At 70.1% G+C, this 15,066-nt stretch carries 18 protein-coding genes; 7 read left to right on the top strand and 11 right to left on the bottom strand.

The window, feature by feature from the left end:
* Window positions 1–40: 40 nt before the first annotated feature.
* A complete protein-coding gene (locus JGR78_RS06285) occupies window positions 41–781 on the top strand; it encodes a molybdopterin-binding protein (protein WP_182803718.1) in 741 nt (246 codons plus the stop codon).
* Window positions 778–1,485, top strand: coding sequence for an N-acetyltransferase (locus JGR78_RS06280; RefSeq protein WP_234450884.1), 708 nt, complete (start codon window positions 778–780; stop codon window positions 1,483–1,485). Before JGR78_RS06285 ends, JGR78_RS06280 begins: the two co-directional genes overlap by 4 nt.
* A 3-nt stretch (window positions 1,486–1,488) precedes the next feature.
* Here the strand turns inward: JGR78_RS06280 and JGR78_RS06275 are convergent, their stop codons facing one another.
* The 7 genes from JGR78_RS06275 to cls all read right to left on the bottom strand — a co-directional run bounded on the left by JGR78_RS06275 (window position 1,489) and on the right by cls (window position 7,264).
* Entirely contained in the window at window positions 1,489–1,872 is a 384-nt protein-coding gene (locus JGR78_RS06275; protein ID WP_182791262.1) for a hypothetical protein, read from the bottom strand.
* A gap of 8 nt (window positions 1,873–1,880) precedes the next feature.
* Complete coding sequence (locus tag JGR78_RS06270) at window positions 1,881–2,666, bottom strand: DUF6478 family protein (RefSeq protein WP_182791263.1); 786 nt, start codon at window positions 2,664–2,666, stop codon at window positions 1,881–1,883.
* Between the two features lie 11 nt (window positions 2,667–2,677).
* Window positions 2,678–4,411, bottom strand: a complete 1,734-nt coding sequence (gene ilvD, locus JGR78_RS06265; RefSeq protein ID WP_182791337.1) for a dihydroxy-acid dehydratase — start codon at window positions 4,409–4,411, stop codon at window positions 2,678–2,680.
* A 68-nt stretch (window positions 4,412–4,479) separates the two neighbouring features.
* On the bottom strand, window positions 4,480–4,794 hold the full coding sequence (locus JGR78_RS06260; RefSeq protein ID WP_182803582.1) for an AzlD domain-containing protein: 315 nt from the start codon (window positions 4,792–4,794) through the stop codon (window positions 4,480–4,482).
* Window positions 4,791–5,468 (bottom strand): AzlC family ABC transporter permease, encoded by a 678-nt coding sequence (locus JGR78_RS06255; protein WP_182791265.1) that lies wholly within the window; start codon window positions 5,466–5,468, stop codon window positions 4,791–4,793. The genes JGR78_RS06260 and JGR78_RS06255 overlap by 4 nt, the downstream gene beginning before the upstream one ends.
* A 9-nt stretch (window positions 5,469–5,477) precedes the next feature.
* Window positions 5,478–5,822 carry a 4a-hydroxytetrahydrobiopterin dehydratase gene (locus JGR78_RS06250; protein ID WP_182803580.1) on the bottom strand — a complete coding sequence of 115 codons (345 nt, stop codon included), beginning with the start codon at window positions 5,820–5,822 and terminating at the stop codon, window positions 5,478–5,480.
* Between the two features lie 11 nt (window positions 5,823–5,833).
* Window positions 5,834–7,264, bottom strand: a complete 1,431-nt coding sequence (gene cls, locus JGR78_RS06245; protein WP_182803578.1) for a cardiolipin synthase — start codon at window positions 7,262–7,264, stop codon at window positions 5,834–5,836.
* A 91-nt stretch (window positions 7,265–7,355) separates the two neighbouring features.
* On the opposite strand from cls, the gene accD reads away from it, so the two are divergent.
* A complete protein-coding gene (accD, locus tag JGR78_RS06240) occupies window positions 7,356–8,327 on the top strand; it encodes an acetyl-CoA carboxylase, carboxyltransferase subunit beta (protein ID WP_182803713.1) in 972 nt (323 codons plus the stop codon).
* Between the two features lie 3 nt (window positions 8,328–8,330).
* Complete coding sequence (locus tag JGR78_RS06235; protein WP_182803576.1) at window positions 8,331–9,602, top strand: folylpolyglutamate synthase/dihydrofolate synthase family protein; 1,272 nt, start codon at window positions 8,331–8,333, stop codon at window positions 9,600–9,602.
* Between the two features lie 135 nt (window positions 9,603–9,737).
* Here JGR78_RS06235 and zapE read toward each other — a convergent pair whose 3' ends face one another.
* The 4 genes from zapE to ccmI all read right to left on the bottom strand — a co-directional run bounded on the left by zapE (window position 9,738) and on the right by ccmI (window position 12,920).
* Entirely contained in the window at window positions 9,738–10,868 is a 1,131-nt protein-coding gene (gene zapE / locus JGR78_RS06230; protein WP_182803574.1) for a cell division protein ZapE, read from the bottom strand.
* 203 nt (window positions 10,869–11,071) lie between these two features.
* Window positions 11,072–11,227 (bottom strand): DUF1289 domain-containing protein, encoded by a 156-nt coding sequence (locus tag JGR78_RS06225; RefSeq protein ID WP_182791270.1) that lies wholly within the window; start codon window positions 11,225–11,227, stop codon window positions 11,072–11,074.
* The gene (gene ruvX, locus JGR78_RS06220) at window positions 11,224–11,691 is read right to left on the bottom strand and encodes a Holliday junction resolvase RuvX (protein WP_182791271.1); all 468 of its coding nucleotides are present in this window, start codon (window positions 11,689–11,691) and stop codon (window positions 11,224–11,226) included. Before ruvX ends, JGR78_RS06225 begins: the two co-directional genes overlap by 4 nt.
* Window positions 11,688–12,920, bottom strand: a complete 1,233-nt coding sequence (ccmI, locus tag JGR78_RS06215; RefSeq protein ID WP_182803571.1) for a c-type cytochrome biogenesis protein CcmI — start codon at window positions 12,918–12,920, stop codon at window positions 11,688–11,690. The genes ruvX and ccmI overlap by 4 nt, the downstream gene beginning before the upstream one ends.
* A gap of 154 nt (window positions 12,921–13,074) precedes the next feature.
* Here ccmI and JGR78_RS06210 point away from each other — a divergent pair, with 154 nt between their 5' ends.
* From JGR78_RS06210 to JGR78_RS06200, 3 genes are all read left to right on the top strand, one after another.
* Entirely contained in the window at window positions 13,075–14,358 is a 1,284-nt protein-coding gene (locus JGR78_RS06210) for a sarcosine oxidase subunit beta family protein (protein ID WP_182803569.1), read from the top strand.
* A gap of 61 nt (window positions 14,359–14,419) precedes the next feature.
* Complete coding sequence (locus tag JGR78_RS06205) at window positions 14,420–14,659, top strand: hypothetical protein (protein WP_182803567.1); 240 nt, start codon at window positions 14,420–14,422, stop codon at window positions 14,657–14,659.
* Between the two features lie 111 nt (window positions 14,660–14,770).
* A complete protein-coding gene (locus JGR78_RS06200; RefSeq protein ID WP_182791274.1) occupies window positions 14,771–15,043 on the top strand; it encodes a hypothetical protein in 273 nt (90 codons plus the stop codon).
* Window positions 15,044–15,066 lie beyond the last annotated feature (23 nt).

Genomic DNA, 15,066 nt, shown 5'->3' with positions numbered 1-15,066 from the left:
GCGCACGGGCATTATGACGCCCGAACAGCGAGGCATGACGATGCAATCGGAAAATCCCACCGCCGCGATCCTGCTGATCGGGGACGAGATCCTGTCCGGCCGCACCCGCGACCTGAACGCCCATCACCTTGCCGGAGTGCTGACCTCGGTCGGGATCGACCTGCGGGAAATCCGGGTGGTGGCCGACGATCATCAGGTGATCGTGGCGGCGCTTCGGGCGTTGGACCGGCATCTGGGCGGCGCCTGGGACATGGTGTTCAGCTCGGGCGGGATCGGGCCGACGCATGACGACATCACTGCCGATGCCGTGGCCGACGCCTATGGCGCGTCCTTGGAAATCAACGCCGAGGCGCGGCGGATGATGGAGGAACGCTGGGCGCGGCTCGGGACCGAGATCACCGAAAGCCGGTTGCGGATGGCCCGCATCCCCGTCGGCGCGACCCTGATCGAGAACGCCGAATCCGCCGCCCCCGGCTTTTCCATCGGAGGGCTGCATGTCATGGCGGGCGTTCCTTCGGTCTTCCGCAGCATGGTCGATGCGCTGCTGCCCCGGCTGACCCGCGGGCGGCCGGTGGTCTCGGATTCGATCCGCGTCGAGCGGCCTGAATCCGAGGTCGCCGACGGCTTGCGCGAAATCGCCGTCGCCCATCCCCGGCTGTCGCTGGGCAGCTATCCCTTTCGCGAAGAGGACCGCTTCGGCACCAATCTCGTGATCCGCGGCCTCGACGCGCAAGAGGTCGCGCAGGCGAGGGGTGCCCTGATCCGGCGGCTGGGGCTGTGATCCCGCCCGGGTTCGAGGACGCATGGACCGCCACCTGGCCCGCCGCCGAATATGCGCGCGAGGGCGGGTTCCTGGTCGCACGCGGCGAAGGCGGCGGCGGCCGCGTCAGCGCGGCGCGAGCCGTGGGAGCTTGGACGGCCGACGACATCGAGGCCGCCGAGGCCCGGCATCACGCCTGGGGCCAGCCGCCGCTGTTTGCAGTGGATGACGGGACGCTGGCAGAGGCGCTGGCCGGGCGCGGATACCGCGAATCCGATCCGACGGCGATCCTGTCGGCCCCGGTCGCCCCCTTGGCCGAGCCGCCGATCCCGCCCGTCACGGCAATGGAATGCTGGCCGCCACTGGCCATCCAGCGCGACCTGTGGATGCAGACCGGCATCGGCCCCGAACGGCAGGCGATCATCGACCGTGCGCAGGGGCCGAAGGCCGCGATCCTCGGGCGGACGCAGGACCGCGCGGCGGGGATCGCCTTTGTCGCGGTGCATGGGCCGTTCGCCATGCTGCACGCCATGGCGGTGCTGCCGGAATGGCAGGGCAGGGAACTGGGCGCCTGGATGGTCCGCCGCGCGGCGCGCTTTGCCCAAGGGCAGGGCGCGCGAGAGCTGGCGATTGCGGTGACGCGGGCGAAGGCGCCGGCGCTGAGGCTTTACGACCGGCTGGGCTTCACCGAGACCGGCGGCTACAGCTACTGGCGGCGCGGCTGAGCCTCAGCCTGCGGCAAAGCGCCGGAATTCGCGCTTGAGCAGGTCAAGCTCGGCCCGCAGCAGGTCGATCTCGGCCCGCAGGTCGCCCTCCAGCCCCTCGCCCGCCAGCAGCGGCAGGTGCCCCAGCCGCAGGGCGCCGGGGCGCGGCCCCTCGACCCCCTCGCCGTCGTCGGCGATCAGCATGTAGGTCTGGACGCCGCCCGCCAGCGTCTCGGCCGGAAGTCTTGCGCGGATGCGCCACAGCCCCTCGCCCTCGGGCTCGACCTCGGCCAGCCCGACGGTGCGGCCGTTCAGGGTCAGGGCGACGCGGGCAGGCGCCTCGTCAAGCCGCAGGGCGCCTTCCCAGATACCGCCCGTCAATCCCAGCGAAGCGAATTTCCCGATCATCTGAACCTCTACATGTCGGCGCGCAGGTGGCGCGAGAAGAACAGGTCCCGGATGCGGACCGAGTTCATCTGAGGCGTCTCGAAAATCAGGTCGAGCCACATGCGTTCCAGCCGTTTTTCATTGATTTCAAGGTAATGCAGGTCGAATTCGATGGCGCGCGTCAGCACATCGCCGGGCACGAGGTCGCCCAGGTGGCGCAGCAGTTCGTCCGTGTTCGGACCATGGCCGATGTTCAGCCGCGCATAGATGCTCATCGGCCGCTCGACGCTGAGGGTGGCATCAAGGCGGATGATGTGCGACCGGGTGAGGTTGTCGAGACTGTCCGGCGGCAGGTTGATCGCCACCGAAAGGTAGCTGCCGCCGAAACCCAGCGTTTCCAGTTGCAGGCCATGGGGCGCAAGGTCGGCGGCGTTGCGGTTGGGCATCTGGCGCAGGATCAGCGCCTGCGACGGGCAATCGTGCCAGACGGCGGCCTCGTCGCCCAAATGCTGGCCGTTTCCGGGCGCGGCGATACCCGCGGGCGTGATCCGGTCGGACAAGAAGGACGGCCGCCAGCGCCAGTCGGTGCCGGGCGGCAGGTTCAGCACGTCCATGGCCCGGCCCAGACCCTCAAGCCGGAACTGGGCGCGGGACAGGAAGCGGTCGAGGCTGGCCCGCAGGCCCAGCGCATCGGCCTGGATCGCGCGCAACCGGCCGTTCGACATCCTGTCGGTGCTGGCGGCGATCGCCGCCCAATGCGTGGCCGCCCGGCCCCGCACGGCGTCTGCCAGCCACCTGCGCGGACGGAATGCCACGATGCGCCCCCTTACTGGTCCATGTAGATATGGGTTTCCGCCTGCGCCCCCGGATGCGTGACCGCGCCATAGCGGGCCGAGCCCACCAGCTTCGCGTATTTCCACAGCGCGCCCGAGGCATAGTCGGTCTTGCGCGGGCCTTGCCATTCGGCCCTGCGGCGTTCCAGTTCGTCATCCGAGAGGTCCACCGAGATCGTGCCCTCGATAGCGTTCAGCGTGATGATGTCGCCTTTCTTGACCAGCGCGATCGGTCCGCCATGGGCGGCCTCGGGACCGACATGGCCCACGCAGAAGCCGCGCGTGGCGCCGGAAAAGCGCCCGTCGGTGATCAGCGCGACCTTCTTGCCCATGCCCTGGCCCGACAGCGCCGCAGTGGTCGCCAGCATCTCGCGCATCCCCGGCCCGCCCGCCGGGCCTTCGTTGCGGATCACGAAGACGCAGCCTTCGGTGTAGGTGCGCGACTGGACGGCCTCGAAGGCGTCCTCCTCGCATTCGAAGACAAGGGCCGGGCCGGTGAAGACCTGATCCGCCTCGCTCATCCCCGCGACCTTCACGATGGCGCCGTCGGGGGCGAGGTTGCCGCGCAGGCCGACGACGCCGCCGGTTGGGGTCAGGGGCGTGGCGACGGGGTGGATGACCTTGCCGTCCGGCTCGCCCCGGATCTCGTCCAGTTCCTCGCCCAAGCTGCGCCCCGAAGCGGTGATGCAGTCGAGATGCAGCAGGCCCGCGCGGGCCAGTTCCTTCATCACCACCGGGATGCCGCCGACTTCATACAGGTCCTTGGCCACATATTCCCCGCCCGGCCGCAGGTTCACGAAATAGGGCGTGTCGTGGAAGATGTCGCAGACGTCGAACAGGTCGAAGTCGATCCCCGCCTCATGCGCGATGGCGGGCAGGTGCAGACCCCCGTTGGTGGACCCGCCGGTGCAGGCGACGACGCGGGCCGCGTTTTCCAGCGACTTGCGGGTGACGATGTCGCGGGCGCGGATGTTCTTTTCGATCAGGTTCATCACCGCCACGCCCGAGGCGTCGCAGAACTGGTCGCGGGACTCGTAGGGGGCAGGCGCGCCTGAGGAGTTGAGCAGCGCCAGCCCGATCGCCTCGGACACGCAGGCCATGGTGTTGGCCGTGTATTGCGCCCCACAGGCGCCCGAGGACGGGCAGGCGACCCGCTCCATGATGTCCAGTTCCGCGTCCGAGATCAGGCCCGCCGCGTGCTTGCCCGCCGCCTCGAACATGTCCTGCACGGTGATGTCGCGGCCCTGATAGCGGCCGGGCAGGATCGAGCCGCCATAGATGAAGACTGAGGGCACGTTCAGCCGCACCATCGCCATCATCATCCCCGGCAAGCTCTTGTCGCAGCCCGCAAGCCCCACGATCGCGTCATAGCAATGCCCGCGCATGGTCAGTTCCACCGTGTCCGCGATGGCGTCGCGGGAGGCCAGCGAGGACCGCATCCCCTCGTGCCCCATGGCGATGCCGTCGGTGACGGTGATGGTGGTGAACTCGCGCGGGGTGCCGCCGCCCTTCTTGACGCCCATCTTCACGACCTGCGCCTGCCGGTTCAGGGCGATGTTGCAGGGCGCGGCTTCGTTCCAGCAGGTGGCGACGCCCACGAGGGGCTGGTGGATTTCCTCCTCGGACAGGCCCATGGCGTAAAGATAGCTGCGATGCGCGGCGCGCGCCGGCCCTTCGGTCACGTGACGGCTGGGCAGTTTCGACTTGTCGAAGCGCGTGTTGTGCATCTGGCTGGTCCCCTCTGGCTTGGGGATGGGATAGTCGCGTGCGGCAGGGCGGGCAAGGGCAAGGGCGCTCACAGAGCCAGCCAGTAAGCCGCAACCCCGGCGAGTGTTGCAAGCCCGGCATCGCGGCGCCACCGCATGGCCGCGCCCGCCGCCGCCGCGCCCAGCAGGAAGGGGCGCAGGCTGCCCTGCGCCAGCGCCCCCCGCGCTTCGGGCAGCAGCACGGCAACGGCGATGGCGGCAAGGATGCAGGGGCCCAGCGCCTCCATCCATGCGGGGGGCGGCCTGGCACCCTTGCCGGGGTGGTCGCGCAGCAGGGGCAGGGCGCGGGTCAGATAGGTCACGGCCCCGATCACGACAAAGGCCACCCAGAGCGCGGCAGTCACCGGAACCACCGCGCAGATAGGCAGGCCAGCGCGCCGCCGGGGATCGCCAGCCTGTCATGCCCGGTCAGGACCGCCAGCGCGGCGATGGCGGCGGCCAGCGCCACCGGCACCGCGACCTCTCGCCGGATGGACCCCAGCATCAGCCCGATGAACAGCGCGGGCAGGGCAAAGCCCATCGCGGCGGCGGCCGATTCGCTCATCCGCCGCAGGGCGTCGCCCGCGGCCGCGCCGATCAGGCTGCCGCCCGCCCAGGCGGCCCAGGCGGTCAGGGCCAGCGCGATCAGCCAGCGCCCGCCGGGCCGCCAGCCATTGCCGGTCGCGGCCAGCGCGGTGGCGAAGACCTCGTCGGTCAGGCCGAAGGCGAAGACCGCGCGTTCGCCCCGGCCCGCTTGGATGCGGGGGCGCAGGACAAGGCCGTAAAGCAGGTGCCGCAGGCTTGCAGCGCCAGTCAGCAGGATCATCACGACGACCGGCATCCCGGCCGGGATCGCGGCCAGCAGGAAGGCCTGGTTCGCGCCGGAAAAGACGATGGCCGATATGGCGCCGACCTCGGCCACGCCAAGCCCGATGCCGGTTGCCGCCGCGCCGAAGGCGAAGGCCGCCGGCAGGTAGCCGATGGAGATGGGCATGGCCGCGCGCAGGCCGGCGCAGAAGCTGTCGGGAAGCTGGCTCATGGGCGGCGGCTATAGCGCGAGGATCGCGTTCAGCCTGGCCGCGCAGATCAGGTCGTTTTCGGTCAGCCCGCCCGCCGCGTGGGTGGTGAAGCTCACCTCGCAATAGCCCCAGCCGAAGCGGATGTCGGGATGGTGCCCCTGCTGCTCGGCCAGCCAGGCCGCCAGATTGGCCATCTGCGCGGCGCGGGCGAAGCCCTTGAACTGCCATCGCCGCGCGATGGCGGTTGCGTCGGGCGACAGGGTCCAGCCCTCCAGCACGGCAAGCGCCGCCTCGGCCTCGGCGCGGGTCATGGGGGGCGTCCCGCCGTCGCAGGGCACGCAATGGCGCGTGGCCAGATCGGATGCGTCGGTCATGCCTAGTCCTTTCACAGCAGCGGCGCGGCCAGCGCCAGGATGTTGTTGCGAAGCCGCCGCCACCAGGGCCAGCGCCGCACCTCGGCCAGCGTCAGGGGGCGCGAGCGGGCAACGTAGCTGCGCTGGCGTTCGTCCAGTTCTGCGGTCAGCGCATCGTCCACCACCACCAGGTTCAGTTCGTAGTTCAGCTCGAAGCTGCGGCGGTCGAGGTTGGCGCTGCCCAGCATCGCCATCCGCCCGTCCACGGTGATGATCTTGGAATGGATCAGCCCCGGCTGAAACAGCCGCATCTCGACCCCCGCCAACAGAAGCCCGTGCCACAGCCCCTCGCTGGTGGCTTTCACGAACAGTGAATCGTTCCGCTCGGGCAGGATCAGCGTGACCCGGACGCCGCGCCGCGCCACGGTGCGGATGGCGGAATCCAGTGGGGCCTGGGGGACGTAATAGGGGGTGGTGATCGTCAGATGGTGGCGTGCGCTGTGGATCAGGGTGGTGATCGTGTCCGACATCGACGCCTGCCGGTGGTCCGGCCCGGTGGCGATGACCTGCGCGATGGCGCTGCCTTCGACGGATGAGGGCGTGCCGTCCATCATGTGACCAAGATCCTGCCCGGTATAGCTCATCCAGTCGGCCAGGAAGGCCGTCTGCATCTGGCGCACGACCGGCCCCTCGATCCGCACGAGGATGTCGATCCAGGGGGCGAAGCGCGGCTTGATGGCGAATGCCATGTCGGCGCAGTTGCGGCTGCCGGTAAAGGCCACGGCGTTGTCCACCACCACGATCTTGCGGTGGTTGCGCAGGTCGAGGCGCTGGAACAGCACTTGCAGCAACGGATAGACCACGGGGTAGGCCGCATGGCAGGCGACCCCCGCCGCCCGCATCCGCCCCCACTGGGCCGAGCGGACCAGCAGCCGCGAGCCCACCGCATCGACGATCACCCGCACCGTCACGCCGCGTTCGGCCGCGCGGATCGCGGCATCGGCGATACGGGTGCCGGACCGGTCGGGCAGCCAGATGTAGAACAGCAGATGCACATGGTCGCGGGCCGCGTCTATCTCGGCGGCGATGGCGTCCAGCGCGCTGTCGTCCTCGGGCAGAAGATGCAGTTCGTTTCCGGCGACGGCCGGAAAGCCGCCCACAGCGCGGCCGCAGCGGATCACCGGCTCGGCATGGTCGGGCAGGGGGTCGAGCAGGTCGTGCCCGCCCCGCCGCCAGCGCCCGCCGAGCCGGTCGCGCACATGCCGCCGCGTCTGCAGATAGCCGCGCCGCAGCCGGATCTCTCCGAACAGCAGGTAGCCGAGGATGCCCGCCAGCGGCAGCACGACGATCACCAGCAGCCAGGCCAGCCTGACTGGAGGTTCAAGCCGCGGGCGCATCAGCACCCGGACCGACACGGCCAGCGCCGCCGCGGCATGAAGGATGATCGCCAGGTCGGCCCACATGGTCCGGCACCATGCCGAGCCCGCGCGCGATTGCAATAGCGCCCGCCCCGGCCTATTCCGGCGCGACGCCCGGATTTCGCAGGGGACCGCCATGAACTGGATCACCAACTACGTCCGCCCGCGCATCAACTCGCTGTTCTCGCGGCGGGAGGTGCCCGAGAACCTGTGGACCAAATGCCCGGAATGCGGGACCATGCTGTTCCACCGCGAACTGGCCGACAACCTGAATGTCTGCACCAACTGCGACCATCACCTGCCCATCAGCCCGCGCGCCCGCTTCACCGCGCTGTTCGACGGCGGCGTCTTTTCCGAGGTGAAGGTGCCCGAGCCGGTGGTGGACCCGCTGGGCTTCAAGGACCAGAAGAAATACCCCGAACGGCTGAAGGCCGCGCAAAGGGCATCGGACGAAAAGGACGCCATGCTGGTGGCCGAGGGAGAGATGGGCCGCACGCCCATTGTGGCCGCGGCGCAGAACTTCGACTTCATGGCAGGCTCGATGGGGATGTATGTCGGCAACGCCATCATCGCCGCGGCCAAGCGGGCGGTCGAGATGAAGCGGCCCCTGGTGCTGTTCTCCGCCTCGGGGGGCGCGCGGATGCAGGAAGGCATCCTGTCCCTGATGCAGATGCCCCGCACCACCGTCGCCGTGCAGATGCTGAAAGAGGCGGGGCTTCCCTATATCGTCGTGCTGACCCATCCGACCACGGGCGGCGTGACCGCCAGCTACGCCATGCTGGGCGACATCCAGATCGCGGAACCCAACGCGCTGATCTGCTTTGCCGGTCCCCGGGTGATCGAGCAGACCATCCGCGAAAAGCTGCCCGAGGGCTTCCAGCGCGCCGAATACCTGCTGGAACACGGGATGCTGGACCGGGTGACTCATCGCAAGAAGCTGCGCGAGGAGCTGATCTCGGTCCTGCGGATGCTGACCGGGCAATCCGCGCCCGTGGTGGCCGACCTGCCGCCGCCGGGCGTCCTGCCCTCGGCGCTGCCCGATACCCCGCCGGAACCCGAACCGGCCGAGGTGATCGCCGCGCCCGAACCGGCCGCCGCGCGGGACTGAGGCATGAGCGCCGCGACCGACGCCATCCTGCAGCGGCTGACCGCGCTGCATCCCAAGGTCATCGACCTGTCGCTGGACCGGATACGGCAACTGCTGTCGGACCTCGGCGACCCGCAGGACCGCATCCCGCCGGTGATCCATGTCGCGGGGACGAACGGCAAGGGCTCGACCCAGGCCTTCATCCGCGCGGGACTGGAAGCGGCGGGGTTGGGGGTCCACGCCTATACCTCGCCGCACCTCGCCTACTTCAACGAGCGCATCCGGCTGTCGGGGGAACTCATCGGCGACAAGATGCTGGCCGACACGCTGGCCGAGGTCGAGCGGGTGAACGCCGGCCGCCCCATCACCTTCTTCGAGGTGACGACGGCGGCGGCCTTCCTGGCCTTCTCGCGGGTGCCTGCGGATTACACCCTGCTGGAAGTGGGTCTTGGCGGGCGTCTGGACGCCACCAACGTGGTCAAGGCGCCGCTCCTGACCGTCATCACCCCCATCAGCGTCGATCACACGCAATATCTGGGCGAGACGCTGACGCAGATCGCGGGCGAGAAGGCGGGCATCCTCAAGCGCCGCGTCCCCTGCATCGTGGCCCGCCAGCCCGACGAGGCGCTTGCGGTGATCGAGGCTGCGGCCGCCCGCCTTGGCTGTCCGCTTTCGGTCGCGGGCCAGCACTGGACCGTCGAACGCGAAGCGGATGCGCTGGTTTATCAGGATGAACACGGGCTTGCGGATGTGCCGCTACCTGCTTTGCCCGGCCCACACCAGATCGGGAACGCGGGCGCCGCCATCGCCGCCCTGCGCGAATTGGGTTTCGGACAGGCCGAGGCCGTGGCGGCGATGAAAGAGGTCGAATGGCCCGCCCGGATGCAGCGGCTGACGCGCGGGCCGCTGGTCCGGGCGGCAGGGTCCTGCGAGCTTTGGCTTGACGGCGGCCACAACCCGGCAGGCGGCGAGGCGCTGGCGGCGACCTTGGCCGCGATGCCGCGCAAGCCCACGCATCTGGTCTGCGGGATGCTGAACACCAAGGACGTGGCCGGCTACATGCGCCCGCTCGCGCCGCAGGTTGAAAGCCTCACGGCGGTGTCGATCGAAGGCGAACCCGCGACGCTGCCCGCCCGGACAACCGCCGACATGGCGGAAAGCGTGGGCATTCCCGCCGCCACCGCGCCCGACGTGTCCGCGGCTGTCGCGGGGATCGTCCGCCAGCATCCGGGCGCGCGCATCCTGATCTGCGGCTCGCTCTACCTCGCGGGCCGCGTGCTGCGCGAGAACGGCTGAACCACTGCGGTCATTTCACACCCACGCCGCTTTCCCATCCGGGACCGGCCAGCAGGCTTCTTTCTGGCCCAAATACCCATGCCACGCTCACGGAGGCAGCGCCACGGCCGCATCTCCGGCAGGCGGCCCCGGACTTCACGAAGCCGGAGCGCTTCCCCAGCCCGCTCCCTGCATCTCGCGCAACCGGCTCGCCGTCCGCTCGAACTCGAAGGCGCCGCGGCCCTCGGGGTAAAGCGCCTCGGGCTCGGCGGCGGCGCTGGCGTAAAGCCGCACCTTCGCTTCGTAAAGCGCATCCACCAGCGTGACGAAGCGCTTGGCGCGGTCGTGGTTCGCGGACCCGAGCGTGGGGATGCCGTCGATCAGCAGCGCGTCGAACGCCCCGGCGATGGACAGGTAATCCGCCGGGCCGAGGGGATTCCCGCACAGATCCTCGAAGCCCGTGCGGGCCACGCTGCCGGATGCGGCGGGGATCGTCAGGCTGCGGCCATTCACCGGCAGTTCGCGCGGCGAAGGCCGGGCGTCATTCGTCAGTTCGACCCATAACTCGTCCAGCGCCTCGCGCGCGGCGGCGTCGGCCGGGGTGAACCAGACCTGCCCCGAGGCCACGCGCCCCTGCCGGTGATCGCGCGACGATTCCAGATGCAGGACATGCATCCGTTCCCGGACCAGCGCGATGAAGGGCAGGAACAACTGCCGGTTCAGCCCGTCCTTGTAGAGATCCTCGGGCACCCGGTTCGAGGTCGTGACCACCGTCACCCCGCGATCGAACAGCACCTGGAACAGCCGTCCCACGATCATCGCGTCGGCGATGTCGGTGACCTGCATCTCGTCAAAGCAGAACAGCCGCGTGCGGGCGGCGATGCCCTCGGCCACCGGGCGGACGACGTCCTGCTCGCCCCGGGCGCGGGCCTCGTTCAGCCCGGCCTGCACCTCCTGCATGAACTCGTGGAAATGGACGCGGCGCTTCTCGGCAAGGGGGGCCACATCCATCACCAGGTCCATCAGCATCGACTTGCCGCGCCCGACGCCGCCCCACATGTAGATGCCCTTGAGTTCCGGCCCCGGCGGCGGCGGATTGGCCTTCGCCCCGAAGATGCGGCCAAGCAGGCCGCCGGGCTTGCCCGCCGGATGCGGCCGGCCCAGCGCCGCCACCAGCCGGTCCAGCGCGGGCAGCACCATGCGCTGGGCTGCGTCGTCCCCGATGGCGCCTTCCGCAACGCGGCGGTCATAGGCGGCGGTGACTTGGTGCGTGACGGGATTGCTCATGGCCGAGCCGTGCCAAAGATCGGCCTCTTGCGCAAGGTGGCGAAAAGGCGGTCGCTGCCCATGAATGGATCCCCATCCCCATTCAACCCGGGATATCTGGGCGAAGAACAACAACATCGCCGAGGCACAGAACGTCCGGCCCGCAGGGCAACGGAGGCACATCAAGCGGAAACCGGCAGGCTGTTGCAGCGGCGTCCTTGCCGCTAGGTGGCCGCGATCCGGCGCAGGACCGCCCGCTTTTCCTCGTCGGCCATCCGGCCCCAGCGGGCGATCTCGTCCAGGGTCCGCAGGCAGGCGGCGCAGACCCGCGTGTCGGGGTCAAGCGCGCAGAGCTTGCGGCAGGGGCTTTCAACGCTCATGCCAGATACCGCAGCCGGTCCAGCGCGCCCTGCAGGATATAGCCCGCCGCGACCTGGTCGATGACCTCGGCCCGCTTGCGGCGCGAGGCGTCGGCCTCCAGCAGCGCGCGCTCGGCCGCGACAGTGGACAGACGCTCGTCCCAGAAGGACAGCGGCAGAGGCGTCAGCCGTTCCAGATTGCGGGCGAAGGCGCGGGTGGACTGGGCGCGCGGACCCTCGGTCCCGTCCATGTTGCGGGGCAGGCCAAGCACGATGCCGACAAGGCCGCGCTCATCCACGATCCGCAGCAGTTCTGCCGCGTCCAGCGTGAACTTCTGCCGCCGGATCACCGTCAGGGGCGTCGCCACCTGCCGCATCCCGTCGCTGACCGCCACGCCGATGGTCTTGGTGCCAAGGTCCAGCCCAGCGATGGCACCGCTGCGGGGAAGGCTTGCTGCGAAATCCTCGATGGCGGCGCAGATCATGGGGCGGGGACCAGGCCCACGGTCGCCGCCGCGCGGTCGATGATCTCCATCGCCTGCGGGGTGCCGCCGAAGATGGCCTGGGCGCGGGCCAGGATCTCGCGGGCGCGGGCTTCCTCGCCGATGCGGACCAGCGAGGTGATCAGCCGCGCCCATTCCGCCGGCGGGCCGCTGTCGGTCATCAGCCGCGCCTCGAGGTTGCGGACCATCCCGGTGATCATCTGCTGCTGTTCCTCGGGGCTCATCTCGCCGGCGGCGGCCACAGCCCCGGCATCCGGGCCGGGCAGGTCAGATCCGGCCATGGGCGGCGGCTGGTAGTTCGGCTCGCCCGCGAGCCATGAAAGTTCCGGCATCAGTTGCCGGATCGGCGCGACCCAGGGGGCATCCGCCGGGCCGGTTTCCAGCAGGTCGCGCCAGAGGCCGAAGGCAAGGTCCGGGCGGTCGTTCTGGGCATACATCAGCCCGGCCAGATAGCGCGCCTGCCCGTCGGCGGGATCGATCCGCAGCGCCGCCTCGATCTCGGCGCGCGCCTCGGCCGAGACGAAGCCCCCCGCCGCCTCGATCATCAGCGCGGCCAGGCGGACGTGGTCGGGGGCCTGCGACGCGGGGCCGCGGATGGCGATCAGCCGCTGCTGCGCGTCGCGGGCGGCGGCGATGTTGCCTAGGCGGGCCTCGTGCTGGGCCAGCAGTTCAAGGCCCTGCGGGTCGTCGGGGCGGCGCGACACGGCGTCGCGCAACTGTTCGACCAGCCGCAGGTATTCGGGATCGGCCTGCGGGGAGGGCTGCGCGGGCGCAGCCGCCTCGGCCTCGGCCTGAGAGGGCAGGGCGGCCAGCCGCTCGTCCGAGGCGGCGATGCGCGCGGCCAGCGGCAGGTCCGGCATCGCCGGCTCGCCGAGACGCCAGTAGATCGCGGTGCTGCCCGCCACCACCAGCGCCAGCGCAACGGCGGCAACCCAGGGCCGGGCGCTGCGGGACGCGGGCGCCGAAGGCTTCGCCATGGCGCGGTCGGCGTCGAGGATCTTGCGGCCGATCTCGGTCTTCAGCCGGTCGGCCTCGTCCCCGGTCAGGACGCCGCGCTTCACGTCGCGGTCCACCTCGCGCAGCTGGTCGCGGTAAACGCCCAGGTCATAGGCGGCCGCCGGCTCGGCCACGGCCTGCGCGCGCCCCATGAACGGCCGCAGGATCGCCACCGCCACCAGGACTGTCATCGCCGCCGTCAGTATCCAGAACATCGCCGCCTCTTTGCTTTGCCCGACCAGATAGGGGTTTTCCGGCACGGGCGAAAGCGCCGGGACGCCGCAGGCCGCGGCTGCGACACCGAGGGACTTGCGAAGGCAGCGCCGCCGGGCAATCATCGCCCCGCCCAGAACGCAGGCTGCGATGACGATGACCCCTTCCCGCCCCCCCGTCCCCGAGCGCCGCTCGGGCCGCTATTCGGTCTTTGCCATTGCCCGCCAGGCGATGAGCCTGCACAGCGGCTGGGGCCGCGCCTGGGGCAGCCCCCAGCCGCGCGACCGCTACAAGGTCGTCGTGGTGGGCGCGGGCGGGCATGGGCTGGCGACGGCCTTTTACCTTGGCAAGAACTTCGGCATCACCGACATTGCGATCCTGGAAAAAGGCTGGCTGGGCGGCGGCAACACGGGCCGCAACACCACCATCATCCGCTCGAACTACCTGCAGGACCCGTCTGCCGCGATCTACAACAAGTCGCTGCAACTGTATGAAACGCTCAGCCAGGACCTGAACTACAATGTCATGTTCAGCCCGCGCGGGTTGATCATGCTGGCGCAGACGGAACATGAGGTGCGCGGCTACAAGCGCACGGCCATTGCCAACCACCTGCAGGGCGTCTCGACCCGCTGGATCGACGCGGCCGAGGTCAAGCGGCTGGTCCCGATCATGAACATCGACGGCCCGCGCTATCCGGTCCTCGGCGGGCTTTACCAGGAACGCGGCGGCACCGCGCGCCACGACGCCGTGGCCTGGGGCTATGCGCGGGCCTGTTCCAACATGGGAATGCACATCCTGCAGAACTGCGAGGTCACGGGGATCGACACCACCGGCGGGCAGGTGCGCGGCGTCACCACCACGCGCGGGACCATCGGCTGCGACAAGCTGGCGATCGTGGTGGCGGGCCATTCCTCGGTTCTGGCGGAAATGGCGGGCTTCCGCCTGCCCATCGAAAGCCTTGCCCTGCAGGCGCTGGTCAGCGAGCCGATCAAGCCCTGCATGGACGTGGTCGTGATGGCCAACACCGTCCATGGCTACCTGTCGCAATCCGACAAGGGCGAGATGGTGATCGGCGGCGGCACCGACGGCTTTGTCAACTACACCCAGCGCGGGTCCTGGCACCATGTCGAGGAAACCGTGCGCGCGCTGATCGAGACCTTCCCGATGCTGTCGCGCCTCAAGATGCTGCGGCAATGGGGGGGCATCGTGGACATGACCGGCGACCGCTCTCCCATCCTGTCCACGACGCCGGTCGAGGGCATCTTCGTCAACTGCGGCTGGGGCACCGGCGGGTTCAAGGCGATCCCCGGCTCGGGCTGGACCATGGCGGAACTGGTGGCGAAGGGCGCGCCGGGACCGCTGGCCGCCGCTTTCGGGCTGAACCGCTTTGCCGAGGGGCGCTTCATCGACGAAAGCGTGGCCGCCGGGGTGGCGCATTGATCTTGCTCGGGAAACCTGCGGCGGGCCGTTGGCGTTCGATGACCGGCAAGGAGAGTCGATCATGGCAGCCCTCAACCCCACCAACCGGAACCTGTGGATCATCGCGGCCCTTGTCGCGGCCGCTGCGGCGGTGCTGGCATGGTTCCTCGACTTCGGCGCCGGCGCGCCCGCAGGCGGCATCGCCGATGTCAGCGTCGCCGAGCTGCCCGGTCCCGGCGCCTCGGACGACAGGGCGCTGGTCGAGGCCATGGCGGATGCGGGCGCGCCACCTTCCGCCGGGATGCCCGGCGGCCGAGACTGAGTCCGATGCGCGGCCCGCCCAGGCCGCGCCGCGCATCGTTTCCGCGCGGCAGCCGGGTCCTTTCCGGCCTGTCGCCCCCGCGACAAGTGAAATCTGTGCAAAGGTTGGATCATGGCACCTCCCGGAAATTCCCGCTCGTCAACCGGCGTCAATCCTTGGCTGCTGGTTCTGGCCGCGGCTGCGGTCATCCTGGTCGCGGTCCTGTTCTTCATGGCCGCCCCGGTCCCGGAACCCACGCCCCTGCCCGACAGCCCCGCGGCGCAGGGCACCGCCGGCGAGCCTGCCGGGGAAACCGGCGATGCGCCTCAGCCCGGCGCGCCCGGCGAGGCCCCGCCCAACCCCGACGTGGCGCCCGGCACCGGCACCGACACGACCCGCGGCTGACCCGGTCGCGTTCCGCAGCATGC

The sequence above is a fragment of the Paracoccus sp. MC1862 genome (assembly GCF_016617715.1).
Lineage (GTDB): Bacteria > Pseudomonadota > Alphaproteobacteria > Rhodobacterales > Rhodobacteraceae > Paracoccus.
This window is presented reverse-complemented; position numbering and strand designations above follow the sequence as displayed.